Source organism: Tabrizicola sp. T46, assembly GCF_057219895.1.
In genome coordinates, this window is the sequence record NZ_JBXVVV010000002.1 from 1057799 (window position 1) to 1083647 (window position 25849).

Here is a 25849-nt window from a genome sequence, read left to right on the forward strand (position 1 = left end):
CATGAGCTATGACGTCTTCGTCGTGGGGGGCGGGCCCTCGGGGGCGACCGCGGCCGAGGATCTGGCGCGCGCCGGAAAGAAGGTCGCGATGCTTGACCGCGCGGGCCGGATCAAGCCCTGCGGCGGCGCGATCCCGCCGCGCCTCATCCGCGACTTCGCGATCCCCGACGACCAGATCGTCGCCCGCATCGAATGCGCCCGCATGATCTCGCCCACCGGGCGGTCGGTCGATATCCACATCGAGAACGGCTTCGTCGGCATGGTCGACCGTGAGCATTTCGACGAATTCCTCCGCGTCCGCGCCGCCAAGGCCGGGGCCGAGCGGCTGACCGGCACCTATCTTCGGATCGAGCGTGACGCCGAAGGCACCCATGTCGTCTGGCGCGAAAAGGCGACGGGCGAGGAACGCCGCAGCCTCACGAAACTTATCATTGGCGCGGACGGCGCGCGGTCCGACGTCGCCCGCGACGTGGTGCCGGGCGGCGACAAGATCCCTTACGTCATCGCCTACCACGAGATCATCAAGGCCCCCGAAGCGACGCAGGCCGCCAATGCCGACTATGACCCGAAACGCTGCGACGTGGTCTACGACGGCCGCATCTCGCCCGACTTCTACGGCTGGGTCTTCCCGCATGGCGCGCAGGCCAGCGTGGGAATGGGCACCGGCAAGGACGGGGTGGACCTCAAGCGCGCCACCGCCGACCTCCGCGCCGCCTCGGGCCTCGCGGGCTGCGAGACGATCCGCAAGGAAGGCGCGCCGATCCCGCTCCAGCCCTTGGACCGCTGGGACAATGGCCGCGACGTGGTGCTGGCCGGCGACGCCGCCGGGGTCGTCGCGCCCAGTTCGGGCGAGGGGATCTACTACGCCATGCTCGGCGGCCGCGTCGCCGCAACGGCAGCGCAGGCGGCCCTCGCCTCGGGCAAGGCGTCGGACCTGAAACTCGCGCGGAAGCTTTTCATGCGCGACAACAAGACCGTCTTCAAGGTCTTGCGGTCGATGCAGGACGCCTACTACAAGTCCGACGACCGGCGGGAACGCTTTGTGTCCCTCTGCCACGACATCGACGTGCAGCGGCTGACTTTCGAGGCCTACATGAACAAGAAACTCGTCGCCGCCCGGCCGCTCGCGCATCTCAAGATCGGCGTGAAGAATGTGGCGCATCTTCTTGGCATCGTGAAACCCGGGTGGGTCTGATGGACGGAAGCCTTGAAGAATTGATCCCGGCATGGGTCGACGGGCGCCTCCAGCCCGTCGGCAAGCTGGAGGTCCACCAGCGTGGCCTCCGGCACAAGGCTGTGTCGGTCTTCGTGATGGAAGGCCCCCGTGTTCTGATCCAGAAGCGCGCGGCGGGCAAGTATCACACCCCCGGCCTCTGGGCCAACACCTGCTGCACCCACCCCCGCTGGGACGAAGAGGCCGCCACCTGCGCCGTCCGCCGCCTGCGCGAGGAGCTGGGGATCACCGGCCTTTACCCCCATTACGCCGGACGCGTCGAATACCGCGCCGATGTCGGCCAGGGCCTGATCGAACATGAACTGGTCGACATCTTCGTCGGCGAGGCCGGGCCGGACCTCCCCATCGCCCCGAACCCCTCGGAGGTCGAGGAGGTGCGCTGGGTCGATCTTTACGACCTGAAGGCCGAGGTGCTCCGTTCGCCCGACCGCTTCACCCCCTGGCTTCGGGTCTATCTCAACGACCACATGGACCGCATCTTCGGCGCGCGGATGATGAGCGTCCGCTAGGCGGCAGGCGGAAAACGATTTTTCGTCGAAAGATCGGGCGCCTGCCTACCGTTCCAGCCAGTCGGAAACTGTCGCGAGGACGGCCCCCGCATCTTCCTCATGCGCCAGATGCCCCAGCGACGGCATCTCGCGCAGCTCGGCCCGGGGCAGCATCCGCGCCGCCTCGCGGCTGACCTTCGGCGGCACCAGCCGGTCCGCGGCATTCGTCACGAGAAGCACCGGCACCGTCAGCGAGGCCGCCCGTGCCATCAGCCGGTCGACCCGCCAGGCCGCCATCATCCCAAGCGTGCCGTCGACATGCGACGCGCGACGGACCAGCGCCAGGTACTGCCCGATCCCCGCCGCGTCGAGATGCGACCCCGTCCCCTCGATCAGCTCGCGCACCCGCGCCTCGTTGCCCCACATCCTGCTGACGAGCGACGGGATGAAGGGTGTCGCCGCCAGCGCCCGGGCGAAAAGCGGGAACAGGAACCCCGCCGCCCCGTCGAACTGCCCCAGCGCCGCGTTCAGCCCGATGACCGCGCGCACCGGCACCAGCGTCGACAGCTGCAAGGCCAGCGGCACCCCGGCGGAATGGCCTATCACCACCCTCGGCTGCCAGCCCGCAGCGCCAATTAGCGCCGCCAGATCCTCGGCCATCGGCTCGATGCCAAAGCGTCCGCGCGATCCTGGGCGGGTAAAGCCCTGCCCAGGCAGGTCCGGCATCAGCGCCCGGTATCCCGTCAGCGCGGGGACGAGGGCCCGGAAGGAATGCCCCGACCCGCCCGCACCATGCAGGAGCAGCACTTCCGGCCCGAGCCCGTGCTCCACCACCCACCAATCATGCCGGGCGCGGATACGGCGCGCATGGGCGCGCAGCGGCCAGTCGCGGGGCGGGTCATTGGCAGGGTCGTCAACCATTCAGCCAGACTGCACCGGACCCAGGGCCGCCTCAAGGGCAGAGGACAACCGCGCGGCATCGGCACGCGGCAGCGCAAGGTAGGTGCCGCCCAGCGACTGGCTCAGCCGCTTCAGCCCGGCCTCCGGGCGGCTTGCGGTATCGATCACCACCGAAGCCGCCCCGTTCCCCCGCCAGGCCCTAGCCATCCGGGCCGCATCCGCCTCGGCCCGCTCGCGCCCTGGTGCACCGTCCAGCGCGACATTCGCCCGCCCGTCGGTCAGCATCACAAGCACCGGCGTCAGCCCGCGCGACCGGGCCCGGATCGCTGTCTCGCCCGCCAGCTTCAGGGCCGCAGCAAGCGGCGTGCCGCCACCCCCCGGCAACCCGGAAAGCCGCCGCTTCGTCTGCACCAGCGACCGCGTCGGTGGCAACATCAGCTCGGCCCCGGCACCGCGAAAGGCAATCAGCGCCACATGGTCGCGCCGGGCATAGGCCCGGGCCAGCAGCAGTTCCACCGCCCCCTTCGCTTCCGCCAGCCGCGCCAGTGCCGCCGAACCCGAGGCGTCAACGGCAAAGACGATGACCCGTTCGGTCCGTTCCTGATGCCGCCGGATGCGCAGGTCCGCGGGGCGGATGTGCAGGCGCTTTTCTGACAAAGCCACCCCACCCCATGCCTCCCCCACGCGGGGGGAGGGGGGCGCGAGTTGTGCCGTTGCGATCCTGCCCGATGCTGCGGGACCAGCGTTGCCAGGCGCCTCCCCTCCCCCTCGTGGGGAGGGGATGGGGGTGGGGGGCACGGCTGAAGATGCAGCGCGCCGTTCCGCCTCGGCCCGACGCACAGCCTGCCACGGCGCCGCCGCCCGCAGCGTGGCGATCAGGTCCAGCCTGTGCCCGGCCGAAGGCTTCCCAGGCCGCGGGGGCAGGGGCCGGCCCCGGCGATGGCCGGTCCGCGCCTCGCCCGATCCGGTGCCGCCCTGCAGGGCCCGCGCCGCCCGGGCGGCGGCCAGCCGGTCCAGAAGATCGGCCGGAAGCGCCGCCCGCACCGCCTCAAGGATCAACTCCTCGGGCAGGTCCAGCGCATCCGACGACGCCTCATCCGGCGGGCGGTTCTCTGGCGCGTCGGGCGGCGCGGCAGCCTCCGGAGACGCAGGCTCGGGCAGGATCGTCGCCCGATGGGCAAAGGCCAGCTCTGCCGCGGTCAGGATATCTTCCCGCCGCACCCCGGCATGCCCGCGCAAGGCCGCGATCACCCGGGCCAGCCGCAGCGCCAGAAGCGGCGCGCGCAGGCCCGGGATGCCTAAGCGAAAGGCCACACCGGCCAGCCGTTCCGCAGCCCGGGCGGGCTGGCGGATGCCGCCCAGCTGCGCCCGCGCGGCCGCCAGATGGGCCGGGTCAAGCGTGATCGTCGGCGCGTCTGCATCGGCGATTCCGTCAAGGCCCAGGAAAAGCGCCAGCCGGTCGGCAAGGGCAGGGGGGAGGGCCTCCTCTGCCTCGGCCCCTTCATCCAGCGCGATCAGGCATGGCCCGGGCGCGTCCAGGGCCTGCCCGAGGCGGGCGGCCAGCCCGGCCGGGCAGCGTTCCGCCATGGTCAGGACCAGCGCCGCGGGCCGGGCAAGCAGGCCTTCGGACCGCACCGGACGCCCTGCCGCCAGCGTGGCGGTCAGATCGAGGCCGCCATAAAGCGCCTCGTCCCCCATCGCGGGGTGCAATTTCTGCAACGGAAGGGGCAGGGCGGCCAGCGCAGCGATCACCCGGTCGCGCACCGGGCCGGTCCGGGCGCGCAGCCACAGCCCCTTCAACCCCTCGGGATCGACAGCCAGCGCGTGCACCGCAAGGGTCGCCCGCTCCCAGGTTGCCATGGGTATGCGCGCCTGCGCCTCGCGCCTCCCCTCCCCCTTGCGGGCAGCGGGCGAGGCAACAAGGCCCGCCGGACCTGATCCGTTTGGCTTCGTATCCTCTGGCTCGCCCGCCCGTCCCAACCCTTCCCCGCGCGGGGGAAGCGGGGTTCCTGCCTCCGACGCCGTATCCGTGGCGGCGAAAGGCGCGTCTGCAAGGGTCTCGGTCAGGGCAGGACCTCCGCCAGCGTCCGGTCGACGCGCGCACCCGATCCGGCCTCATCCAGCGGATCGCGGCGCAGCCGGTGCGACAGGGCCATCGGCGCAACCCGGCGCAGGTGGCTGCGCTTCAAGGTGGTATCGCCCTCGAAGGCCGCAAGTGCCCGGCCGGCGCGCAACAGGGTCAACTCGCCCCGCAACCCGTCCGACCCCAGCGCAAGGCACAGGGCCGCGCAGTCGTGCAGGGCCGTGCCGGGCGTCTTGATCGCCGCCAGCGCCGCGCGGGCGGCCAGGATCTGGTTGCGAAGGCCCGCGTCCATCGGCGTCCAGGTCTTCATGAACCGGTCGTAATGCGTCTCATAGGCATCGCGCCGCTTCACCACCTCGACCCGTGTCGCGATGTCCTTGGGGGAGGTCACCTCGACCGACAGGCCGAAACGGTCCAGAAGCTGCGGGCGAAGCTCGCCTTCCTCGGGGTTGCCGGAGCCTACTAGCACGAACCGCGCCGGGTGGCGGATCGACAGACCCTCACGCTCGACCACGTTCTCGCCGGACTGCGCGACGTCCAGAAGAAGATCGACGATGTGATCCTCAAGAAGGTTCACCTCGTCGATGTAAAGATAGCCCCGGTTCGCCCGCGCCAGAAGCCCGGGCTCAAAGGCCTTTTCCCCCCGCGTCAGCGCGCGCTCGATGTCCAGCGCCCCCACCACACGGTCCTCGGTCACCCCCAGCGGCAGGTCGATGACGGGCGTGGGGCGGGTCACGATCCGGTCGCCGGTTATCTCGGCCCAAGGCGGGCAAAGGTCGCGCCGGGGTGAGTTCACCGGGCAGCCCTCCACCGCCTCGATCGGGGGCAGAAGAGCCGCCAGCGCGCGGACGGCGGTCGATTTGCCCGTGCCACGGTCGCCGAAGACAAGGACGCCGCCAATTCCCGGGTCGATCGCGGTGAGGATCATCGCGGTTTTCATGTCCTCCTGCCCGACAATGGCCGAGAAGGGGAAGGGCTGGCGCGGGATGGGGCGTTTCGACATCGGGGGCCTCAGGCGGCGGGAAAGGGAGGGTGGCCCTGCCCGGCAGGGGGCAGGATGCGGGAAAGGCCCGAAGGCCCCACCTCGGTCAGGGGTTCGGCTTCGGCCCGGCTGGCCGCGATCGCCTCGGGTGCGGCGGGCTGCCGGGGCCGGCGCGACAGCAGCTCCGCTGCGTTCCAGCGCCCTTCGACGCCCAGCACGCGGAAGCGGGCGTAAAGCTCGTCGGTGAACCAGCCCTCTTCCCGAACCGCCTTGATCGCACGCCCATGCGGGCCGTCGCCCCGGGCAAAGCGGGTCATGCTGGCCCCGTCAGGCCAGATCGAGAAGGTGATCTGGTGCAGAAGCGGCACCTCGCCGATGCCGATCTTGAACATCACGTTCGGATCCGCCCCGATCACCGCCGAGATATCCGGCACCCGCTTCCAGAAGCGCATCGCCCGGCCTGGCTTCACGCTTGCCCGCGTCAGGACGGCAAGCGGCCCCTCCGGATCGGCGGGATGCGTCTCGGGGACAAAGGGGTTGACCCCCGCCCACGATCCCCGCGCCGAGAGGGGCGACAGGAACACCGTGGCATTTTCCGCGGCCATCTTCCGCCAGCGCGTCCAGACCGCGCCCTTCCGTGTGCCGTCCCGCGCCGCCGCCTCGTCCGGCCAGACCGCCAGAATCGCCCAGACGCCCCAGTTCGGCTTCGGCGTGAACCCCTCGCCCGTGCCTGACCCGCAGAGCTTCCAGAACATCAGGTGCGGTTCGCGCCGCAAGGCGATCCGCGCGGTGGCCATCTGCCCGATGATCCACAGCCGTGGCCAAAGGCCATGAAAGCGGAACAGGCTCAGGCTGGCGGTGGGCATGATCCGCTCCGATGTAAATCAATACTGACACTCTACCGGAATTCTCGCGCGCGAGAAGGGGCTGTTTTGCCGCAGCATATGGCTAGTTGTAAATCTGACTGGACACTTTATCATCCTTCCCATGAGCCAGGATCAATCCCCCGCCCAAGGCCGGGCCCTCGTCATCGGCGCAGGCCTTGGCGGGCTTGCAACCGCGATGCGGCTTGGCGCCAAGGGCTGGCGCGTCACGGTCATCGACCGGCTCGACCGGCCCGGTGGCCGCGGTTCCTCGATCACCGACCAGGGCCACCGCTTCGACCTTGGCCCCACCATCGTCACCGTCCCGCAGATCCTGCGCGACCTCTGGGCCGCCACGGGGCGCGACTTCGACCGCGACGTGACCTTGCGCCCGATGGACCCGTTCTACGAGATCCGCTTTCAGGACGGCCGCAGCTTCACGATGCGCCCCGGGGTCGAAGCGATGCGGGCCGAGGTCGCGCGCCTTTCGCCCGCCGATCTTCCCGGCTTCGACCGGTTCCTGACCGACGCCCGCAAGCGCTATGTCTTCGGGTTCGAGGATCTCGGCCGCCGCCCGATGCACCGCCTCACGGACCTCATCAAGGTCCTGCCGAAATTCGCCTGGTACCGGGCCGACCGTTCCGTCCACGCCCATGCCGCCCGCCGCGTCACCGACCCCGCACTCCGCTTTGCGCTTTCGTTCCACCCGCTCTTCATCGGCGGTGATCCCTTCCGCGTCACCTCGATGTATGCGCTTGTCAGCCACCTCGAATCCGAATTCGGCGTGCACTACGCCATGGGCGGGGTGCAGGCGATCGCCGATGCCATGGTCGCGGTGATCCGGGCGCAGGGCGGCACCGTCCGTCTTCAGACCGAGGCCGACGAGATCCTCACTTCCAATGGCCGCGCCGCCGGAGCCCGCCTGAAAACCGGTGAGACCATCCCCGCCGAGGTCACTGTCTCGAACGCCGATCCCGGCTTCACCTATAGCACGCTCCTGCGCAACCATCCCAAACGCCGCTGGACCGACCGGAAGCTTGCCCGCTCGCGCTGGTCGATGGGCCTTTTCGTCTGGTATTTCGGCACGAAGGGCACCCGCGCCATGTGGCGCGATGCCGGCCACCACACGATTATGGTCGGCCCCCGCTACCGCGAACACATCCGCGACCTTTTCCGCACCGGCAGGATCGACGATGACATGAGCCTTTATGTCCACCGTCCCACGGTAACCGATCCCTCCGCCGCCCCGCCGGGCGACGATACGTTCTACGCCCTCTCGCCGGTCCCGCACCTCGGCCATGACGCCGCCGACTGGTCCAACTTCACCGAGACCTACAAGGACCGCGTCGCCACGATGCTGGAAGGGCTGATTCCCGGCTTCCGCAACAGGATCACCGCCGAACGCATCTTCACGCCCGAAACCTTCAAATCGCGCTACCTTTCGCCCTATGGCGCAGGCTTCTCACTGGAACCGCGCATCTTCCAGTCCGCATGGTTCCGCCCACACAACGTGTCCGAGGAACTGCCCGGCCTCTACCTCTGCGGGGCGGGCACCCATCCTGGCGCGGGCGTCCCCGGCGTGATCGGCACGGCGGAAATCCTTGACCAGCTGATCTCGGCCCCGACAGTCCCCGCAAGGACGGCCGTTCTGCCGCTGGCGGCAGAATGACGGCCCGTATCGATCCCCGCGACCTCGCGGCCTGCCGCGCCGCCATCCGCACCGGCAGCCTGTCGTTCCACGCCGCCTCTCGCCTCCTCCCGCCCGCCGTGCGCGATCCCGCGCTCGCGCTTTACGCCTTCTGCCGGCTGGCCGATGACGCGGTGGACGAAGGCCGGGACAAGACCGCCGCCGTCCTGCGCCTGCGCGACCGGCTGGACCGCGTCTATGCCGGGCGGCCCGTGGATGCCGCCGCCGACCGCGCCTTCGCGGCGGTGGTGGAGCAGTTCGAGATGCCGCGCGCGCTTCCCGATGCGCTTCTCGAAGGCATGGCCTGGGATGCGGTCGGCCGCCGCTATGACGACCTCTCCGGCGTCCTCGCCTATTCCGCCCGGGTCGCCGCAGCGGTGGGTGCGATGATGTGCGTCCTGATGCGGGTGCGCGAGGCGGATGCCCTGGCCCGGGCCTGCGACCTCGGCCTTGCGATGCAGCTGACGAATATCGCCCGGGACGTTGGCGAGGATGCCCGCGCCGGCCGCCTCTACCTGCCGCTCGACTGGCTTTCGGCGGAAGGCATCGCCCCGGAAGCTTTCCTTGCCCATCCCGCGCCCAGCCCCGCGCTGGCCCGCGTGACAGCGCGGCTTCTCTCCCGCGCCGACCGGCTTTACCACCGGTCGATGGCGGGCGTTCCCGCGCTGCCCATCGGCTGCCGCCCCGGCATCTATGCCGCCGGTTCCATCTATGCCGGCATCGGTGGCGCGGTTGCCCGGAACGGCCATGATGCCGTGTCTGTCCGCGCGCATACCTCCGGCACGCAAAAGCTTGGCTTGCTGATGCTTGCCACGCTCCGCTCGGCAGGCTCGCTGGTGCTGCCTTGCCCCGCGACGCTGCATGCCCCGCCGGAGCCCGAGGTTGCCTTCCTCGTCCAGGCGGCTGCCCGCGCGGTCCCCGAACGGGCTCGCAGCGACGCGCTGATCGGCATCCTCGCCCAGCTTGAAGCGCAGGATCGCGGCCTTTCTGCCTGACGGAAAGCACGGGGGAGCACGATTTCTCGCCGAAAAATCGTCAGTCGGCAGGGAACGGAGCGCGCCTTGACGGTTTGCCTTGTGCGACTGCCGTTCCCGGCCTATCTCCCCTGCAAAGGAGCCCATCCATGGATCTCGCGCTCTTCGGCACATTTCTTCTGGCCTGCGGGGCCGCAGCGACGACCGGCGCGATGTTCTCGCCCGGTCCCTGGTATGAGGCGCTGAAGAAACCCAGCTGGACCCCGCCGAACTGGCTCTTCCCCGTCGCCTGGACCACGCTCTACCTTCTGATGTCCGCTTCCGCCGCCCGCGTCGCCGTGCTGGAAGGATCCGCTTACGCCATGGCCTTCTGGTCGGTGCAGATCGCCTTCAACACGCTCTGGACTCCGGTCTTCTTCGGCCTCCGGCGGATGCGCGCGGCGCTGGTGATCATCGGCTTTCTCTGGCTCTCGGTTGCGGCCACAACGGTCGCCTTCTTCCAGCTCGATGTCTGGGCGGGCCTGATGTTCCTGCCCTACCTCGCCTGGGTCACCGTCGCAGGGGCGCTGAACCTTTCGGTCGTGCGCTTGAACCCCGGCATGGCCCAGCCCGCCTGATCCCGCAGCAGTGTCTCCGGTGCCTGTCCGGTGCCGTGGACAAATGTTTCCAAAAGGTTAATGTCAACGCGCAAGTATCTGTTGTAAAAAGAAAAAGCAATTTTGACCACTGTGGTCACTTCTTCAGTCGAAGGTCCATCCCCGCCGCCGCGGCACCCGGACCGCGATCATCGGTTTCAGCCAGGGCTGCCGGTAGCGGACCAGGTCGAGGGCTTCGTGGACCCCGACCGAGGTCTCGCCGCCGATCCGGGTTTCAACGAGGCTGCGGGAATAGAAGGGTGCATCCAGAAGGCTCATTTTCTGCCGGGGCTGGAACCCCGGATCAGCCCTGGTTTCCCTGCGGACGCCCCAGAGGCTGCGGCGGAACCGGGTCAGGGGCGGCGGGTCGATCTCGCGGACCTCGCCCCGCCGGTGGACCTCCACCCCGAGGGCCAGGGTCGAGCCGTCGGCCCGGGTCGCATCATAGAAGCAGACCGTCCGGTCCTTCAGCGGAAACCGGCCCCAGGTCCAGAACCGGAAGTCCGCCTCCAGCGCTGCGGTCCCGAAATTCGCATCCCAGTAGCCATGCCCCTCCCACCGGTGGCCCTGTGTCAGGTCCACCTTCACCCGCGCGATCGGGGCAAAGGGCCGCCAGGTGTGGGCCCCATCCGGCGTCAGCCGCGCCTCGACCCCGGTCATCGCCACGGGGGTCAGGGTGATCGTGCCCCGGACCCGGCTGATGATTGGCGGCGCGGAAATCTCGTCCACCTCGACGACCAGCTCCCGCCCGGTCCAGACCATCGCCGACGGCCCGATCTGCAGCCGGTCGCTCGACTGCCGCAGCGCCGCCTCTCCCCGGTCGGTCATCGTGAACCGCCCCCCCGGCCCATAGGTCGCGACGTTCAGGCAGACATGGTCCTGCGGGTTCCTGCGCCCCGACCAGCGATACCAGGGCGAAAAGACCGACCCGATGAACCCGATCACCGAGAGGGCGCGCGTCCCGTCATCCGAAACCGCGTCCAGATACCACCAGGCATAGCCGTCCGGCCTGACGTGGATGCCGAAGTCAGGTCCGCCATCACCGCCTTGGCCGCGTGCCTGCCGGAGAGCGCCGCCATCGGCACTCCAGCCCCCGGATGGGCCCCCCCTCCCGCGAGGTAGAGGCCCGGCACCTTCGTCCGCGCCCCCGGCCGCTGGAAGGCCGCGAAACTCCCCTCGGGGCTCCGCCCATAGATGGCCCCGCCCGACCCCGGAAACATCCGGTCCAGCGCTGCGGGCGTGGTCAGCGCCTCCGCCCCCGGCTCCGGCGTGAACCAGAGCCCGCGGCGGCGCAAGGTTTGGAAGGTCCGGGCGTGGCATCGGGCAAAGTCCTCCGGATGGTCAGCACGCCCGGCAGGCGCGTTGACGATGATCTCGAAACGCTCGGGCCCGGCGGGGCGTTCCGGCCCGGCGCGGTCCTCGGCGCAGATGTAAAGGGTGGGCGTCTCGGGCATCTCGCCCCGTCCCAGCGGGGCGAATTCGCGGGCCGTTTCGTCCGGAAAGAAGACGTTGTGATGGATCAGGTCGCGGGCGACCGGACCCTCGGGAACAGCAGCGAAAGACCAGACCCAGGCCGACAGGCTGCGGGGTTCGGACGCTGTTCGGGGCAGGGCAGTTCCCAGCCCTTCTCCCAGAAGCCCGCGCGACAAGGCCGCCGGGTCCCCGGCAAAGACGCAGGCATTGCAGGGGAGGGCGGTGCCGTTCAGAAGCTCGACACTCTGGACCCGCCCGCCCTGCCGGACGATCCGCCGAACTGGGGTGTTCAGCCGAAGATCGACCCCCAGCCGCTGGGCGAGTCCTGCCAGCGCAAGGGCCAGCCGGTGCATTCCCCCTTCGACGGCCCAGACCCCCGCCGCCTCGGCCCGCCAGATCAGCGCCAGCACGCCGGGGGAATGCGAGGGCCTTCCGCCGACATAGGTCGCATAGCGTGCGAAAAGCTGGGCGAGCCGCGGGTCGCGGAACTGGCCCTGCAGAAGGCCCGCCAGCGTCCGCCCCGGCAGAAGCGCCGGCCAGAGCGCAGGGGTCCTGATCGCCGCGGCAAGGATCGCCCCCACCTGCGGCCGGGGTGCCTGCATCACCGGCGCCTCGAAGGCCCGGTGCAGCGCTGCCGCCATCCGGTCGAACCGTTCGAACGCCGCGCCTTCGGTCGCACCGGCAAAGGCCGCGATGGCTGCCCGGTCGGTCCCGTTGTCGCCGGTGAGGTCAAGGGACCCGCCCTCCGGCCACCAATGCCGGGCAAGGATGGGCTGCGGGAGAACGGTCAGGTGATCCTCCAGCCGCTCGCCCGCCAGCGCGAAAAGGTCGTCGAAGACCTGCCGCATGGTCAGGACCGTCGGCCCCGCGTCGATCGGGCCCGCCGCCGAGGGAACCGCGCGCATCTTGCCGCCGGGGTGGCCCATCGCCTCGACCAGCGTGACGGCCTTGCCCTGCGCGGCCAGCCGGATCGCGGCCGCCAGCCCGCCCATGCCGGCGCCGATCACGACGATCCGCTCTTTGGTTCCCGTCTGGGCCTTCATGTCCCCACTCTAGTCCGAGACACCAATATGTAAACCGAAAGAGAGCCCAAGGTGTAAGTTTTGATTTACATCCTGCCGCCCGGGTGCCAAGCTTTCCGCAGGATGCCGACCAGGGCAAGCCGCAAACCGCTGCAGGTGAGTGATGGATCTTTCCGCCCGAATCGAAGCCGCCGTGGCCGAGGCCGTCCTTCTGGGCCAGCGCCTTCCGGGCGGGTCGGATGCGGTTCCCGGGCGGCTGGCATCGGCCCTGGATCACGCCACGATGTCCGGCGGGGCGCGGATCAGGCCGACGATCCTTCTGTCGGTTGCCCTTGCCTGCGGCGACGACCAGCCGGCGCTGGCAAACGCTGCCGCCTCGGCGCTGGAGCTGATCCATTGCGCCAGCCTTGTCCATGATGACCTGCCCGCCTTCGACAATGCAGACACAAGGCGCGGCAAGCCTTCGGTCCACCGCGCCTATGGCGAGCCCTTGGCGGTTCTTGCCGGTGACAGCCTGATCGTGCTGGCCTTTGAGGTCCTCGCCCGGGCTGGTCACGCCACCCCTGACCGTGCCCTGCGGCTGGTCATGTCCCTGGCCCAGCGGACGGGAATGCCCGGCGGGATCTGTGCGGGGCAGGCCTGGGAATCGGAGCCCGTGGTCAACCTTGGCGCCTATCACCGCGCCAAGACCGGTTCGCTTTTCGTGGCGGCCACCCAGATGGGGGCGATCGCAGCGGGGCAGGAGCCTGACCCCTGGGAAGAGCTTGGTGCCCGGATCGGCGAGGCATTCCAGGTGGCCGATGACCTGAAGGATGCGCTGCTGACTGAAGCCGAGACCGGAAAGCCGTCCGGCCAGGATGCCGCGCATGGCCGGCCGAATGCGGTGGCGCTGATGGGGGTGCAGGGCGCGGTCCGGCATCTGAAGGATATTCTTGGCGGGGCGATCGCCTCGATCCCCTCCTGCCCGGGCGAGGCGGCGCTGGCCGGCATGGTCCGCGCCTATGCCGAACGTATGACCCCGGTCGATCTTGGCGCCCGCCGCGTTCGGGCCACGGGCGCGAAATGACCGAGGCCGGGCTTGGCGCGGGTGTTCCGCGCAAGGCCCCGCGGCCGGGCTGGGCCGCCCAACTGGCGCTGCAGCCCTGGTTTCACCATCTTTGCGCCCGCGTTCCGGCCCTGCGCCGCATTGCCCGGGCCGAAGGTGATGCGCTTTTCGAGGTCGTCTCGGGCTTCGTGCGCAGCCAGGCCCTCTTGGCGCTGGTCGAGCTTCGCATCCTGCACCGGCTGGCCGATGCACCGGAAACAACAGCGCGGTTGGCGCAACTGGCCAGTGTTCCGGGGGACCGGATGGCGGTGCTGTGTCAGGCCGGGGCGGCGCTGGGACTGATGCGGCAGCGGCGCGGCGCCTGGCATCTGACGATGCGCGGCGCGGCCTTCCTGACTGTTCCGGGGCTGGAGGCGATGGTGCTCCACCACCCGGTGCTCTACCGTGATCTCTCTGATCCTGCAGCATTTTTCCGGGGCGAGACCGAGACCGAACTGGCAAGGTTCTGGCCCTATGTCTTCGGTGCCGGCGGGGCCGCCGATCCCGGACTTGCCGCGCGGTATTCGGCGCTGATGTCCGACAGCCAGGGGCTGGTGGCCGAGGATACGTTGCAGCTCGTCAGCCTGCGGTCGGTGCGGCACCTGATGGATGTCGGCGGCGGGACAGGGGCCTTTCTTTCCGCCGTGGGCGCGGCCTATCCCGGCCTGCAGCGCACGCTTTTCGATCTTCCGGCGGTCGTTGTCGGGGCAGGGGCGCGGCTTGGACCGGGCGTGACGATCCATCCGGGAAGTTTCCGCGACGATCCTTTGCCCGTCGGGGCCGATGCGATCAGCCTGGTGCGGGTGCTTTACGACCATGCCGATGGCACGGTCGCGGCCCTGCTGTCCAAGGTGCGGCAGGCGCTGCCGCCGGGTGGCCGCCTGATCATTTCCGAACCGATGTCGGGCGGGAAGCGCCCCGATCCGGCAACCGATGTCTATTTCGCGGTCTACACGCTGGCGATGGGCACCGGCCGCACAAGGTCGGCCGAAACCATCGCCGCGCTTTGCCGGTCGGCGGGCTTTGATTGCCCGGACCGCGCCCGAAGCCTGCGGCCCTTCGTGACCTCGGTCATCGAAGCCCGCGTCCCGGCGTGAGATTCCTGTTTCAAACTGTCCATTTAAATTGACAGTGCAGAATGTAAGTCTAAACTTACACGCAGGGAGTCACCCCGAGAATGCAAGGGGTGGCAAGGCCGTAGGGGACGAAACGGTGCAGACGACTGCCGTAATCCTTCATGGGGCGCGGAATCTGGGGCTTGAAAGCCTCGGGCTTGTTGCGCCCGGTGCGGATGACCTTGTGGTCGCAGTCCGGCATTCCGGCATTTCGACCGGCACAGAAAAGCTCTTCTGGTCCGGCACGATGCCGCCCTTTCCCGGCATGGGCTATCCCTTGGTCCCGGGCTACGAGGCCGCGGGCGAGGTGGTCGAGGCTGGCGCGGCAACCGGTTTCCGCGTTGGCGAGACAGTCTTCGTGCCGGGGGCTAACTGCTTTGCGGGGAATGTGAAGGGCCTTTTTGGCGGGGCCTCGCATCACCTGGTCACCAAGGCCGCCCGCGTGGCGCGGATCGACGCCGGGATGGGCGCGGAAGGGGCACTGCTGGCGCTGGCCGCGACGGCGCGGCATGCCCTGGCCGGCTTCAACACCGCTCTTCCCGACCTGATCGTGGGCCATGGGACGCTGGGCAGGCTTCTGGCGCGCCTGACGATTGCCGCCGGGGGCAAGCCTCCGACCGTCTGGGAAATTGACCCGGAACGCCGTTCCGGGGCAACGGGTTACGCCGTCGTCGCGCCCGAGGATGATCCCCGCCGCGACTATCGCGCGATCTATGACGCATCGGGCGCCAAGGGGCTGCTCGACCAACTGGTCATGCGGTTGGCCAAGGGGGGTGAGGTCGTGCTTGCCGGGTTCTACACTGAACCCGTGGCATTCGCTTTCCCGCCTGCCTTCATGAAGGAAGCGCGGATCCGCATTGCCAGCGAATGGGCGCCCGAAGACCTCGTGGCCACCCGCGCGCTGATCGAAAGCGGGGCGCTGTCGTTGGGCGGGCTGATCACCCATGCGCGCCCGGCCGCGGATGCGCCGTCGGCTTACGCGACCGCATTCACCGACCCTGCTTGTCTCAAGATGATCCTCGACTGGAAAGGTCAGGCATGAAGGACGTACCGAACCTCAAGGACTTCGATGACCGCCTGCGGGCGGAGGCGCATGAAGAGCCGACGCTGGAGGTGCCGCTGGACCCCCCGTCGAAGAAGACCCAGATCATCGCGATCTACGGCAAGGGTGGGATCGGCAAGTCGTTCACGCTGGCGAACCTTTCCCACATGATGGCCGAGATGGGTAAACGGGTTCTTCTGATCGGGTGCGATCCGAAGTCGGACACCACAAGCCTCCTCTTCGGCGGCAAGGCCTGCCCAACGATCATCGAAACCTCGACCCGCAAGAAGCTGGCGGGCGAAGAGGTGAAGATAGGCGATGTCTGCTTCAAGCGCGGCGGCGTCTTCGCGATGGAGCTGGGCGGGCCCGAGGTGGGCCGTGGCTGTGGGGGCAGGGGGATCATCCACGGCTTTGAACTCCTTGAAAAGCTTGGGTTCCATGACTGGGACTTCGACTATGTGCTCCTCGATTTCCTCGGCGACGTGGTCTGCGGCGGCTTCGGCCTGCCGATCGCGCGCGACATGGCGCAGAAGGTGATCCTGGTCGGGTCGAACGACCTGCAATCGCTTTACGTGGCGAACAACGTCTGCTCGGCGGTGGAATACTTCCGCAAGCTGGGCGGCAATGTCGGAATCGCCGGGCTGGTCATCAACAAAGATGACGGGTCGGGCGAGGCGGCTGCCTTTGCCGATGCCGTGGGCATCCCGGTTCTGGCGGCGATCCCGCAGGACGATGATCTGCGGAAGAAATCCGCGAATTACCAGATCGTCGGCAGCTACGAATCGCAGTGGGGCTCGCTGTTCGCCGCCCTGGGCGAGGCGGTGGCCGAGGCGCCGCCGGTCCGGCCGAAACCCCTTTCGCAGGACGGGCTGCTGGGTCTGTTCAGCGCCGAGACGACGGGTGCCGACTTCGTCCTGATGCCGGCGTCGGATGAGGACATGCGCGGCAAGAATGCCGAGCCGAAGAAATCGCTGGAAGTGGTCTACGACAATGCTTGATCTTGATCGACTTCAAGAACTGGACCGGGCCCTGCAGGCGCTTTCGGCCCGGAAATCCAGCGAAAAGAAACTCTTGCAGCGCGAGGTTGAAGCGGCATGAGCGAGCTGCGGCAGGACGGCGCGACGGCGGCGGCGGGTGTTCCCGCTGACGGCCTTGGCTGTCATGCCGGGTCCGAGATGGAAGCGGCGGCGCGGGCTGCCGGGAACTCGGAGTTGCTCGACGGCTTTGCCCGCGACTATCCGAAAGGGCCGCATGACAAGCCGCAGTCGATGTGCCCGGCCTTCGGGTCCTTGCGCGTCGGTCTGCGGATGCGGCGGGTGGCGACGGTCCTTTCGGGCAGCGCCTGCTGCGTCTATGGCCTGACCTTCGTCAGCCATTTCTACGGCGCGCGCCGGTCGGTCGGCTATGTGCCCTTCAACTCCGAAACGCTGGTCACCGGCAAGCTTTTCGAGGACATCCGCGACGCGGTGCACGAACTTGCCGACCCCGATCGTTACGATGCCGTTGTCGTGACAAATCTATGCGTTCCAACGGCTTCCGGCGTGCCGTTGCAGTTGCTGCCCTCCGAAATCAACGGCGTCCGCATCGTCGGGATCGATGTGCCGGGCTTTGGCGTGCCGACCCATGCCGAGGCGAAGGACGTGCTGGCCGGGGCGATGCTGAAGTATGCCCGTGAAGAAATCCTTGCCGGCCCGGTCGCTGCACCGGCGCAAGGAAGGTCGGACCGCCCGACCGTGGCGCTTCTGGGCGAGATGTTCCCTGCCGACCCGATGATGATCGGCGCGATGCTGGCCCCGATGGGTCTGGCCGCCGGGCCGGTCGTGCCCTGCCGCGAATGGCGCGAGCTTTATGCAGCACTCGACTGCGGTGTCGCGGCGGCGATCCATCCCTTCTACACCGCCGCGATCCGCGAGTTCGAGGCGGCTGGTCGGAAGGTCGTGGGCAGCGCGCCGGTGGGGCTGGACGGTACGATGGACTGGTTGAAGTCCATCGGCGAAGCCTTTGGAATTCCGGCGCTTCAGGTCAATGCGGCGCAGAACGCCTTTGGCCCTGCGATTCGGGGGGCGCTGGCGGCCAATCCGGTCAAGGGGCGGATCACGCTTTCGGGCTATGAAGGCTCCGAGCTTCTGGTTGCGCGCCTTCTGATCGAAAGCGGGGCCGAGGTTCCTTATGTGGGCACGGCTTGCGCCCGGACCGAATGGTCGGCGGCGGACCGCGCGTGGCTGGAAGCGAAAGGCTGTGTGGTAAAGTTCCGCGCGAGCCTGGAGGACGACCTTGCCGCGATGGAGGCCTTCCGGCCGGACCTCGCCATCGGCACGACGCCTGTTGTTCAGAAGGCGAAAGCAGCTGGAATTCCAGGGCTTTACTTCACGAACCTCATATCTGCCCGTCCGCTGATGGGGCCTGCTGGGGCGGGATCGCTGGCGCAGGTCGTCAACGCGGCGATTGCTGGCCGCGAGAAGATGGCCGGGATGAAGGCCTTCTTCGAAGGGGTCGGCGAAGGCGATACCGCAGGCATCTGGGAAGGTGCTCCGAACCTTCGGCCGGACTTCCGGGCGATCCATCAGAAGAAGCTCGACAAGGCCGCGAAGGCGGCTAAGGCGGAGGAGATGATATGATCTTCCCCGCGTCTTCTTTCCGTCTTCCTTCCGTCTCTACGCGCGCTGCGTTTACCGGTGCGAAAGGCGGGCGGCCATGCTGATCCAGGATCATGACCGGGCGGGCGGTTACTGGGGGGCGGTCTACGCCTTCTGCGCGGTGAAAGGCCTGCAGGTCGTCATCGACGGGCCGGTCGGCTGCGAGAACCTGCCGGTCACGTCGGTCCTTCACTACACCGACGCGCTGCCGCCGCATGAGCTGCCGATTGTTGTCACCGGCCTTGGTGAGGGCGAGATGTCCTCGGGCACCGAAGAGTCGATGGCGCGGGCCTGGAAGGTGCTTGATCCGGCGCTGCCGGCGGTGGTGGTCACGGGCAGCATCGCCGAGATGATCGGCGGGGGCGTCACCCCGCAGGGCACGAACATCCAGCGCTTCCTGCCGCGCACCATCGACGAGGACCAGTGGCAGGCCGCCGACCGGGCGATGACCTGGATCTTCACCGAATTCGGGATGACCAAGGGCCGGATGCCGCCCGAGACCGCCCGCGAGCCGGGTGCGAAGCCGCGCGTCAACATCCTGGGGCCGATGTACGGCACCTTCAACATGCCCTCGGACATGCACGAGATCCGGCGCCTGGTCGAAGGGATCGGGGCCGAGGTCAACATGGTGATGCCGCTGGGCGCGCACCTGGCCGAGATGCGGAACCTGGTGAACGCCGACGCGAACATCGTGATGTACCGCGAGTTCGGGCGGGGTCTGGCAGAGTGCCTGGGCAAGCCATACCTGCAGGCCCCGATCGGGCTGGAATCCACAACTCTTTTCCTGCGCAAGCTGGGCGAGATGCTGGGGCTGGACCCCGAGCCGTTCATTGCCCGCGAAAAGCATTCGACGCTGAAGCCCCTATGGGACCTCTGGCGGTCTGTCACGCAGGATTTCTTCGCGACGGCAAGCTTCGCCATCGTCTCGAATGAGACCTATACGCGGGGGGTCCGGAACTTCCTGGAAGGCGATCTCGGCCTGCCTTGCGCCTTTGCCACCCCGCGGATCGCCGGACAGAAGACGAACAATGAGGCGGTGCGGGCCGCCCTGCGCCAGCATCGGCCGCTGATCGTCATGGGGTCGATCAACGAGAAGATCTACATGGCCGAACTCAAGGCCGGCCACGGGCCGCAGCCGGTGTTCATCCCGGCGGGCTTCCCGGGTGCCGCCATCCGCCGGGCCACGGGCACGCCCTTCATGGGCTATGCGGGCGCGGTCTACCTGTTGCAGGAGGTCTGCAACGGCCTTTTCGACGCGCTGTTCCATATCCTGCCCCTGGGGTCGGAAATGGATAGCGCCGCCGCCACGCCCACGACGCTGCGCCGTGACTTCCCGTGGGATGCGGATGCGCAGGCCGAACTGGACCGGATTGTCAGCGAACATCCTGTTCTGACGCGTATTTCCGCCGCGCGCACATTGCGCGATGCGGCCGAGAAGGCCGCGCTCGATCATGGGGCCGAGCGCGTGGTGCTTGAATTCGTCGAGGCCCTGCGGGGCGCGACACAGGGAACACGAGGGAGGGACGCATGAGTGACCAAACCGCCGGCCACGAGGTCGACCACGGCACGGCCCACGGCCACCGCACGCCGAAGGCCGAGTTCTACGTGTACTTCACGCTGATCTTCCTGATCGCGATCCCCTTTGCCGTCGCAGCCTGGGCCTGGGCCCTGCTGCGCGACCGTCACCTGCCGGTACACGGGCCCATGGCCCGTGCCTGGCGCGAAGCCGGGGCCATCACCCCGGCGATCTTCCGGCCGTAAGGGCCGCCAATCTTCACGCTTCGCGCCCGCAAGGCGCGGGGAGTGCACTCTGCCGGGACCGGAAACCCTGGCAGCTCGATACCCCGGTGGGTGTGCGCCCATTTCCGCCGGACATGCCATTCACCGTAGCCCGGAAGGGCTGCGGAGAAACTCGGGGAGGCATCCAGCCGAACCGTGAACCCAGCCGCAGGGTATGCGGCGTCAGTCTGACCATCCGGAGGATCGAATGGCTGATAAATCCGACCTGAGTTTCACAGGTCTCACCGACGAGCAGGCGCAAGAGCTGCACTCCGTCTACATGAGCGGGCTTTGGTTGTTCGTGACCGTCGCCGTCGTCGCTCATCTGGCGGTGTTCATCTGGCGTCCGTGGTTCTGAGGAGGAATGAAAGATGTCCAAGTTCTACAAGATCTGGCTGATTTTCGACCCTCGTCGCGTCTTCGTGGCGCAAGGGGTGTTCCTCTTCCTCTTGGCAGCGATGATTCACCTCGTCCTGTTGAGCACGCCTTCCTACAACTGGTTTGCTGTCGCGGACGCTAAGTACCAGCGCGCCGCACCGGCGACCGAGTAGCGGGCCTGTCCCTGTTGCGGGCGGCGACCCCTGCGCCGCCGCCCGCAACAAACCAAGGAACACACACTCCGGGGCCCATCGCGTCCCCGCGCCAGAGATCGCGCGCCCCCGGACCAAGCGGAGAGTGAAGCATGGCATTGCTCAGCTTCGAACGGAAATATCGCGTGCCGGGCGGCACGCTGGTCGGGGGCAATCTCTTCGACTTCTGGGTCGGACCCTTCTACGTCGGCTTCTTCGGCGTCACGACCTTCTTCTTCGCCGCCCTCGGCACGATCCTGATCTTCTACGGCACGGCGCTGGAAGGGGTGTGGAACCCCTGGCTGATCTCGATCGACCCGCCCCCCGTATCATACGGACTGGCCTTTGCCCCCCTCAATGAAGGCGGGCTATGGCAACTGGTCACGATGTGCGCGACCTGCGCCTTCGTCAGCTGGGCGCTGCGCGAGGTGGAAATCTGCCGCAAGCTGGGCATGGGCTATCACGTCCCCTTCGCCTTTGGCGTGGCGATCTTCGCCTACCTGACGCTGGTCGTGATCCGGCCGGTGCTGATGGGCGCCTGGGGCTATGCCTTCCCCTACGGGATCTGGACGCACCTCGACTGGGTGTCGAACACAGGGTACCAGTACGGCAATTTCCACTACAACCCGGCGCATATGATTGCGGTGACGTTCTTCTTCACCAACGCGCTGGCGCTTGCGCTGCACGGGGGGCTGATCCTGTCCGCCGCGAACCCCGAAAAGGGCAAGGAGATGCGGACGCCCGACCATGAGGACACCTTCTTCCGTGACTTCATCGGTTACTCCGTCGGCACGCTGGGCATCCACCGCCTGGGTCTCCTGCTGGCCTTGAACGCCGGGTTCTGGAGCGCGGTCTGCATCGTGATCTCCGGCACCATCTGGTTCGACCAATGGGTCGTCTGGTGGGATTGGTGGCTGCAGCTGCCGTGGTGGGCCGACATTCCGGGAGGCGTAAATGGCTGAGTATCAGAACATCTTCAACCAGGTTCAGGTTCAGGGCGCCCCGGAGATGGGGATGGTCGAGGGCGTGGACCTGGCGAACCGGACCAATGGCGCCACCTTCTCGACGCTGGCGGGCTGGTTCGGAAACGCCCAGCTTGGCCCGGTCTACCTTGGCACGATGGGGGTGATCTCGCTCTTCTCGGGGCTGGTGTGGTTCACAATGGTGGGCGGCTGGTTCTGGTATCAGGCGGGGTTCAATCCGGCCGTGTTCCTGCGGGATCTGTTCTGGCTGTCGCTTGACCCTCCGGCACCGGAATACGGGCTGGGCTTCCCGCCGATTGCCGAAGGCGGCTACTGGCTGATCGCCTCGTTCTTCCTTCTGGTGTCGGTGCTCGCGTGGTGGGTGCGCAGCTATCTTCGCGCCGAAGCCCTGGGCATGGGCAAGCATATCTGCTGGGCCTTCGCCTCCGCGATCTGGCTGTTCCTGGTCCTCGGCCTCTTCCGTCCGATCCTGATGGGGTCGTGGAGCGAGGCGGTGCCCTACGGCATCTTCACGCACCTCGACTGGACGAACACCTTCAGCCTGACCTACGGCAACCTGTTCTATAACCCCTTCCATGCGCTGAGCATCGTCTTCCTCTACGGATCGGCGCTTCTCTTTGCGATGCACGGGGCGACGATCCTGGCCGTCAGCCGCTTTGGCGGCGACCGGGAACTGGAACAGATCGCCGACCGGGGAACCGCCTCGGAACGCGCCGCCCTCTTCTGGCGCTGGACGATGGGGTTCAACGCCACGATGGAAGGAATTCACCGCTGGGCCTGGTGGTTCGCGATCCTGGTCACGCTGACCGGGGGCATCGGGATCCTGCTGACGGGCACGGTTGTCGACAACTGGTATGTCTGGGCGCAGGAACACGGCTACGCCCCGCTGAACTGAGGAGAAGGCGATGTCTGACGACAATATGTTCTCGATCTCGCGGCGGGCGCAGCTGACCACCTGGATCGCCGGCGAGATGCTGCGCGGTGCGGGATATGCGGCGGCGCTGGTGGTGGGCTTCGGCCTGACGCTGACGGTGATCTGGTACGTGGGCACCTGGCTGCCTTCGGAAAGCCGCGATACCCCTGACCCGAACACATGGGACACCGTCGACCCCGGTGAACCCTGATGACCTTCCGGGGGGCGGAACCAACCGCCCCCCGACTTTCCATCCGGGCAATTGCCAGCCCGGATTCTGGGCGAAACCACGAGCCCGGTTCCCTTCCTGTTGGCGACAGGGACCTGGTGCCGTGCGGGGTCACTTCCACACGGCACCTTTTTTGTACACAGGAGGCCCAAGATGGACAGCCAAAGCCGCACCCCGACGCTGGACCGCGTGGCCGGTCCGATGGACCTCAAGGCGTTGAGCGATACCGAGCTTGCGGCACTTGCGGGCGAGCTGCGGGCCGAGACGATCGAGACGGTCAGCCGCACCGGCGGGCACCTTGGATCGTCGTTGGGCGTGGTGGAACTGACGGTGGCGATCCATTCGGTCTTCAACACGCCGATGGACAAGCTGATCTGGGATGTGGGCCACCAGTGCTATCCGCACAAGATCATCACCGGGCGCCGCGACCGGATGGGCACGCTGCGCCAGAAGGGAGGCCTCAGCGGCTTTACCAAGCGCAGCGAAAGCGAATACGACCCCTTCGGTGCCGCGCACAGTTCAACCTCGATCTCGGCGGCACTCGGCTTTGCGGTCGGGCGGCAGATGGGGATGCCGGTTGGCGACACGATCGCGGTGATCGGCGACGGGGCGATCACGGCGGGCATGGCCTATGAGGCGATGAACCATGCCGGGCACCTGAAAGAGCGGCTCTTCGTCATCCTGAACGACAACGACATGTCGATCGCGCCGCCGGTCGGGGCGATGTCGTCCTATCTCAATGCCATAGCCGAGAAAGGCCCCTTCGCCATGCTGAAGGCGGCGGCCGAGGGGATCGAAGCATCGCTTCCCGGCCCGGTCCGGGATGGCGCGCGGCGGGCGCGGTCCCTGGTCACCGGGCTGCCGGGGGGCGGCACGCTTTTCGAGGAGTTCGGCTTTGAATACATCGGCCCGATCGACGGGCATGACATGGGGCAGCTTCTGACCACCCTTCGGGCCGCGAAGGCGCGGGCCTCGGGGCCTGTGCTGATCCATTGCGTGACGGTCAAGGGCAAGGGATATGCGCCTGCCGAAGGGGCGGATGACAAGTATCACGGGGTGGCGAAGTTCGACGTGGCGACCGGCGTCCAGGTCAAGGGCAAGTCGAACGCCCCGAGCTATACGCAGGTTTTCGGCGAGCACCTGACCGCGATGGCCGCGCGCGACCCGCGGATCGTCGCGATCACGGCGGCCATGCCAGGCGGCACGGGACTGGACATCATGGCCCGGCGCTTTCCGGCGCGGGTCTTCGACGTGGGCATTGCCGAACAGCACGGGGTGACCTTTGCCGCCGGGCTTGCGGCAAGCGGGATGCGGCCCTTCTGCGCGATCTATTCAAGCTTCCTGCAGCGCGGCTATGACCAGATCGTGCATGACGTCGCGCTGCAGAACCTGCCCGTCCGCTTTGCGATCGACCGCGCGGGCCTTGTGGGGCAGGACGGGGCGACCCATGCCGGGGCCTTCGACATCGGGTTCCTCGCCAGCCTGCCCAACATGACTGTGATGGCCGCCGGCGACGAGGCGGACCTGGTGCGGATGATGGCCACCGCCGCCGCGCATGACGCAGGCCCCATCGCCTTCCGCTATCCGCGGGGCGAAGGCGTCGGGGTGGAACTGCCGGCAACCGACGAAGTGCTGGAGATCGGCCGGGGCCGAGTGATGCGGGAAGGGGAGGGGCTGGCGATCCTGTCCTTCGGCGCGCATCTGTCCGAAGCGCTGACGGCGGCCGACATGCTGGCTGAGGAGGGGCTCATGGTCACGGTAGCCGACGCGCGCTTTGCCAAGCCCCTGGATACCGCCCTGATCGACCGGCTGATCGAAGGCCACGGGGCGCTGGTTACGCTGGAGCAGGGGGCATCCGGCGGCTTCGGGGCGCAGGTCCTACACTATCTTGCGGCCTCGGGCGGGCTTGACCGGGGGCGGCTTGTGCGGACGCTGATGCTGCCGGACCGGTTCATCGATCAGGCGAGCCCGGCCGAGATGTATGCCGAGGCGGGTTTGCGGGCGGCCGACATTGCCGAGACCCTGCGCGGTCTGTCCGCGAAACTGAAGCCCAATGTTGTGTCAATGGCGCGTCCAAAGCCGATCTGATGCTTGCGTTTTGCCAGGTGGCAGGCCCACGCGGCGAGACTCCCGTCGGCCCGACCGGGCCGGACTGAACGCCGGCAGGCGCGTGCAGTCCGGCCACGTCCGTGAAGTCGCGAACGATCTGCGGTTGCGACCCCCCGGCTTCTGTGGCAAGACTTTTCCAGAGAAAACAGGACTGACGGACTTCGAATGACCGATTTTGCCAGCCGCCGCGTGATGATGGTGGATACCCAGGTTCGGCCTTCGGACGTGACGAAGTTCCCGATCATCGACGCGATGCTTTCCGTCCCGCGCGAGGTTTATGTGCCCGATGACCGCCGCGAGGCGGCCTATGTCGGGGAAAATCTGCCGCTAGGCGGGGGACGCGTGCTGCTGGAGCCGCGCACGCTGGCGAAGCTTCTTGACGCGCTTGATCTGCGTCCGGGGGAAATGGTGCTCGACCTCGGCTGCGGCCTTGGCTACTCGGCGGCCGTGCTTGCCCGCCTGGTCGGGACCGTGGTTGCCGTCGAAGAAGACCAGCGGCTTGCCGCCGATGCGCAGCGTCTTCTGTCCGAAGAAGGTGTGGACAACGCCCTTGTCGTCCACGGGCCCCTGGCGAACGGCGCGGCAAAACACGCGCCCTATGACGCCGTCGTCATCCAGGGCGGCGTGGAGGTCGTTCCTGTGGCGCTAATCGAACAGCTGCGGGACGGCGGCCGGATCGGCGCGATTTTTGTTGACGGTGCACTTGGCACTGCCAAGATTGGGCACAAGTCTGGCGGACACGTGAGCTGGCGCCCGGTGTTCAATGCTGCCGCGCCAGTTCTGGACGGTTTTCGCGTGGCCCGCGCTTTCGCGCTGTAAGTTTGGGGTCGAGGCCCCGTCGGGCCCTTTCCGATCCGGGTGTCCACCCCGTGCGGAACAATGTCGGATCGCCGGCATCCCTGCTGGCCAACAAGAGAGGCAGAACGTGATGCGGGCTTGGGCAAGGGCAATGGTTCTGGCAGCGGCAGGGGCCCTTGCGGCACCGATGGCCGCGGCAGAGACGCTGACGGATGCGCTGATCGCCGCCTATCGCAACTCGAACCTTCTGG

General features: G+C 67.9%; 25 protein-coding genes. 19 read left to right on the forward strand and 6 right to left on the reverse strand.

Translation table 11 applies throughout. The annotated features are described in order from the left end of the window. Position 1: 1 nt before the first annotated feature. Positions 2-1195, forward strand: a complete 1194-nt coding sequence (locus AC2D9V_RS12775) for a geranylgeranyl diphosphate reductase (RefSeq protein WP_484714445.1) — start codon at positions 2-4, stop codon at positions 1193-1195. Continuing rightward, positions 1195-1743 (forward strand): isopentenyl-diphosphate Delta-isomerase, encoded by a 549-nt coding sequence (idi, locus tag AC2D9V_RS12780; RefSeq protein WP_484714446.1) that lies wholly within the window; start codon positions 1195-1197, stop codon positions 1741-1743. Before AC2D9V_RS12775 ends, idi begins: the two co-directional genes overlap by 1 nt. A gap of 45 nt (positions 1744-1788) precedes the next feature. On the opposite strand, the gene bchO is transcribed toward idi, so the two are convergent. The 4 genes from bchO to crtA all read right to left on the reverse strand — a co-directional run bounded on the left by bchO (position 1789) and on the right by crtA (position 6553). After that, complete coding sequence (gene bchO, locus AC2D9V_RS12785) at positions 1789-2643, reverse strand: alpha/beta fold hydrolase BchO (protein WP_484714447.1); 855 nt, start codon at positions 2641-2643, stop codon at positions 1789-1791. Further along, positions 2644-4482: a VWA domain-containing protein gene (locus tag AC2D9V_RS12790; protein ID WP_484714448.1), complete on the reverse strand. Its 1839-nt coding sequence runs from the start codon at positions 4480-4482 to the stop codon at positions 2644-2646. It abuts the gene before it with no gap. A gap of 203 nt (positions 4483-4685) precedes the next feature. Further along, a complete protein-coding gene (gene bchI, locus AC2D9V_RS12795) occupies positions 4686-5708 on the reverse strand; it encodes a magnesium chelatase ATPase subunit I (RefSeq protein WP_484714449.1) in 1023 nt (340 codons plus the stop codon). A gap of 8 nt (positions 5709-5716) precedes the next feature. After that, a complete protein-coding gene (gene crtA / locus AC2D9V_RS12800; RefSeq protein WP_484714450.1) occupies positions 5717-6553 on the reverse strand; it encodes a spheroidene monooxygenase in 837 nt (278 codons plus the stop codon). Positions 6554-6674: 121 nt separating this feature from the next. On the opposite strand from crtA, the gene AC2D9V_RS12805 reads away from it, so the two are divergent. The 3 genes from AC2D9V_RS12805 (at position 6675) to tspO (ending at position 9828) form a co-directional block, all read left to right on the forward strand. Next, positions 6675-8219, forward strand: a complete 1545-nt coding sequence (locus tag AC2D9V_RS12805; RefSeq protein WP_484714451.1) for a phytoene desaturase — start codon at positions 6675-6677, stop codon at positions 8217-8219. After that, positions 8216-9232, forward strand: a complete 1017-nt coding sequence (crtB, locus tag AC2D9V_RS12810; RefSeq protein ID WP_484714452.1) for a 15-cis-phytoene synthase — start codon at positions 8216-8218, stop codon at positions 9230-9232. The genes AC2D9V_RS12805 and crtB overlap by 4 nt, the downstream gene beginning before the upstream one ends. 128 nt (positions 9233-9360) lie before the next feature. Then, entirely contained in the window at positions 9361-9828 is a 468-nt protein-coding gene (gene tspO / locus AC2D9V_RS12815; protein WP_484714453.1) for a tryptophan-rich sensory protein TspO, read from the forward strand. Positions 9829-9951: 123 nt separating this feature from the next. Here the strand turns inward: tspO and crtC are convergent, their stop codons facing one another. Together crtC and crtD are read right to left on the reverse strand one after the other, a co-directional pair. After that, entirely contained in the window at positions 9952-10791 is an 840-nt protein-coding gene (gene crtC, locus AC2D9V_RS12820) for a carotenoid 1,2-hydratase (protein WP_484714454.1), read from the reverse strand. Further along, complete coding sequence (gene crtD, locus AC2D9V_RS12825) at positions 10788-12362, reverse strand: 1-hydroxycarotenoid 3,4-desaturase CrtD (protein ID WP_484714455.1); 1575 nt, start codon at positions 12360-12362, stop codon at positions 10788-10790. The genes crtC and crtD overlap by 4 nt, the downstream gene beginning before the upstream one ends. 142 nt (positions 12363-12504) lie before the next feature. Between crtD and AC2D9V_RS12830 the strand changes: the two genes are divergently transcribed. The 14 genes from AC2D9V_RS12830 to AC2D9V_RS12895 all read left to right on the forward strand — a co-directional run bounded on the left by AC2D9V_RS12830 (position 12505) and on the right by AC2D9V_RS12895 (position 25619). Then, positions 12505-13407 (forward strand): polyprenyl synthetase family protein, encoded by a 903-nt coding sequence (locus AC2D9V_RS12830; RefSeq protein WP_484714456.1) that lies wholly within the window; start codon positions 12505-12507, stop codon positions 13405-13407. Beyond that, the gene (locus AC2D9V_RS12835) at positions 13404-14522 is read left to right on the forward strand and encodes a methyltransferase (RefSeq protein WP_484714457.1); all 1119 of its coding nucleotides are present in this window, start codon (positions 13404-13406) and stop codon (positions 14520-14522) included. The genes AC2D9V_RS12830 and AC2D9V_RS12835 overlap by 4 nt, the downstream gene beginning before the upstream one ends. Before the next feature lie 115 nt (positions 14523-14637). Further along, the gene (gene bchC / locus AC2D9V_RS12840; protein ID WP_484714458.1) at positions 14638-15582 is read left to right on the forward strand and encodes a chlorophyll synthesis pathway protein BchC; all 945 of its coding nucleotides are present in this window, start codon (positions 14638-14640) and stop codon (positions 15580-15582) included. Then, positions 15579-16580: a chlorophyllide a reductase iron protein subunit X gene (locus AC2D9V_RS12845; protein WP_484714459.1), complete on the forward strand. Its 1002-nt coding sequence runs from the start codon at positions 15579-15581 to the stop codon at positions 16578-16580. Before bchC ends, AC2D9V_RS12845 begins: the two co-directional genes overlap by 4 nt. A gap of 177 nt (positions 16581-16757) precedes the next feature. Continuing rightward, complete coding sequence (bchY, locus tag AC2D9V_RS12850; protein ID WP_484714501.1) at positions 16758-18200, forward strand: chlorophyllide a reductase subunit Y; 1443 nt, start codon at positions 16758-16760, stop codon at positions 18198-18200. A 76-nt stretch (positions 18201-18276) separates the two neighbouring features. Then, positions 18277-19749, forward strand: a complete 1473-nt coding sequence (gene bchZ, locus AC2D9V_RS12855; RefSeq protein WP_484714460.1) for a chlorophyllide a reductase subunit Z — start codon at positions 18277-18279, stop codon at positions 19747-19749. Beyond that, positions 19746-19979: a cytochrome PufQ gene (gene pufQ / locus AC2D9V_RS12860; protein ID WP_484714461.1), complete on the forward strand. Its 234-nt coding sequence runs from the start codon at positions 19746-19748 to the stop codon at positions 19977-19979. The genes bchZ and pufQ overlap by 4 nt, the downstream gene beginning before the upstream one ends. A 226-nt stretch (positions 19980-20205) precedes the next feature. After that, a complete protein-coding gene (gene pufB / locus AC2D9V_RS12865; protein WP_484714462.1) occupies positions 20206-20355 on the forward strand; it encodes a light-harvesting antenna LH1, beta subunit in 150 nt (49 codons plus the stop codon). A 13-nt stretch (positions 20356-20368) separates the two neighbouring features. Next, positions 20369-20548, forward strand: a complete 180-nt coding sequence (gene pufA / locus AC2D9V_RS12870; RefSeq protein ID WP_484714463.1) for a light-harvesting antenna LH1, alpha subunit — start codon at positions 20369-20371, stop codon at positions 20546-20548. A 131-nt stretch (positions 20549-20679) separates the two neighbouring features. Beyond that, entirely contained in the window at positions 20680-21528 is an 849-nt protein-coding gene (gene pufL / locus AC2D9V_RS12875) for a photosynthetic reaction center subunit L (protein ID WP_484714464.1), read from the forward strand. Continuing rightward, complete coding sequence (gene pufM, locus AC2D9V_RS12880; protein ID WP_484714465.1) at positions 21521-22444, forward strand: photosynthetic reaction center subunit M; 924 nt, start codon at positions 21521-21523, stop codon at positions 22442-22444. Before pufL ends, pufM begins: the two co-directional genes overlap by 8 nt. A gap of 10 nt (positions 22445-22454) precedes the next feature. Beyond that, the gene (pufX, locus tag AC2D9V_RS12885; protein ID WP_484714466.1) at positions 22455-22673 is read left to right on the forward strand and encodes an RC-LH1 core complex protein PufX; all 219 of its coding nucleotides are present in this window, start codon (positions 22455-22457) and stop codon (positions 22671-22673) included. A gap of 171 nt (positions 22674-22844) precedes the next feature. Continuing rightward, on the forward strand, positions 22845-24779 hold the full coding sequence (gene dxs, locus AC2D9V_RS12890) for a 1-deoxy-D-xylulose-5-phosphate synthase (RefSeq protein ID WP_484714467.1): 1935 nt from the start codon (positions 22845-22847) through the stop codon (positions 24777-24779). 186 nt (positions 24780-24965) lie between these two features. Beyond that, a complete protein-coding gene (locus AC2D9V_RS12895; protein ID WP_484714468.1) occupies positions 24966-25619 on the forward strand; it encodes a protein-L-isoaspartate O-methyltransferase family protein in 654 nt (217 codons plus the stop codon). Positions 25620-25849: the final 230 nt, after the last annotated feature.

Bases quoted from the DNA above. Each gene is read 5' to 3' on its own strand.
- pufL (WP_484714464.1), top strand. From the start codon at position 20,680: ATGGCATTGCTCAGCTTCGAACGGAAATATCGCGTGCCGGGCGGCACG.
- AC2D9V_RS12775 (WP_484714445.1), top strand. From the start codon at position 2: ATGAGCTATGACGTCTTCGTCGTGGGGGGCGGGCCCTCGGGGGCGACC.
- AC2D9V_RS12830 (WP_484714456.1), top strand. From the start codon at position 12,505: ATGGATCTTTCCGCCCGAATCGAAGCCGCCGTGGCCGAGGCCGTCCTT.
- pufQ (WP_484714461.1), top strand. From the start codon at position 19,746: ATGAGTGACCAAACCGCCGGCCACGAGGTCGACCACGGCACGGCCCAC.
- bchY (WP_484714501.1), top strand. From the start codon at position 16,758: ATGGAAGCGGCGGCGCGGGCTGCCGGGAACTCGGAGTTGCTCGACGGC.
- idi (WP_484714446.1), top strand. From the start codon at position 1,195: ATGGACGGAAGCCTTGAAGAATTGATCCCGGCATGGGTCGACGGGCGC.
- pufA (WP_484714463.1), top strand. From the start codon at position 20,369: ATGTCCAAGTTCTACAAGATCTGGCTGATTTTCGACCCTCGTCGCGTC.
- bchZ (WP_484714460.1), top strand. From the start codon at position 18,277: ATGCTGATCCAGGATCATGACCGGGCGGGCGGTTACTGGGGGGCGGTC.
- AC2D9V_RS12845 (WP_484714459.1), top strand. From the start codon at position 15,579: ATGAAGGACGTACCGAACCTCAAGGACTTCGATGACCGCCTGCGGGCG.
- bchO (WP_484714447.1), bottom strand. From the start codon at position 2,643: ATGGTTGACGACCCTGCCAATGACCCGCCCCGCGACTGGCCGCTGCGC.
- crtB (WP_484714452.1), top strand. From the start codon at position 8,216: ATGACGGCCCGTATCGATCCCCGCGACCTCGCGGCCTGCCGCGCCGCC.
- pufX (WP_484714466.1), top strand. From the start codon at position 22,455: ATGTCTGACGACAATATGTTCTCGATCTCGCGGCGGGCGCAGCTGACC.
- pufB (WP_484714462.1), top strand. From the start codon at position 20,206: ATGGCTGATAAATCCGACCTGAGTTTCACAGGTCTCACCGACGAGCAG.
- crtA (WP_484714450.1), bottom strand. From the start codon at position 6,553: ATGCCCACCGCCAGCCTGAGCCTGTTCCGCTTTCATGGCCTTTGGCCA.
- AC2D9V_RS12895 (WP_484714468.1), top strand. From the start codon at position 24,966: ATGACCGATTTTGCCAGCCGCCGCGTGATGATGGTGGATACCCAGGTT.
- dxs (WP_484714467.1), top strand. From the start codon at position 22,845: ATGGACAGCCAAAGCCGCACCCCGACGCTGGACCGCGTGGCCGGTCCG.
- crtD (WP_484714455.1), bottom strand. From the start codon at position 12,362: ATGAAGGCCCAGACGGGAACCAAAGAGCGGATCGTCGTGATCGGCGCC.
- AC2D9V_RS12805 (WP_484714451.1), top strand. From the start codon at position 6,675: ATGAGCCAGGATCAATCCCCCGCCCAAGGCCGGGCCCTCGTCATCGGC.
- pufM (WP_484714465.1), top strand. From the start codon at position 21,521: ATGGCTGAGTATCAGAACATCTTCAACCAGGTTCAGGTTCAGGGCGCC.
- AC2D9V_RS12835 (WP_484714457.1), top strand. From the start codon at position 13,404: ATGACCGAGGCCGGGCTTGGCGCGGGTGTTCCGCGCAAGGCCCCGCGG.
- AC2D9V_RS12790 (WP_484714448.1), bottom strand. From the start codon at position 4,482: ATGGCAACCTGGGAGCGGGCGACCCTTGCGGTGCACGCGCTGGCTGTC.
- tspO (WP_484714453.1), top strand. From the start codon at position 9,361: ATGGATCTCGCGCTCTTCGGCACATTTCTTCTGGCCTGCGGGGCCGCA.
- bchI (WP_484714449.1), bottom strand. From the start codon at position 5,708: ATGTCGAAACGCCCCATCCCGCGCCAGCCCTTCCCCTTCTCGGCCATT.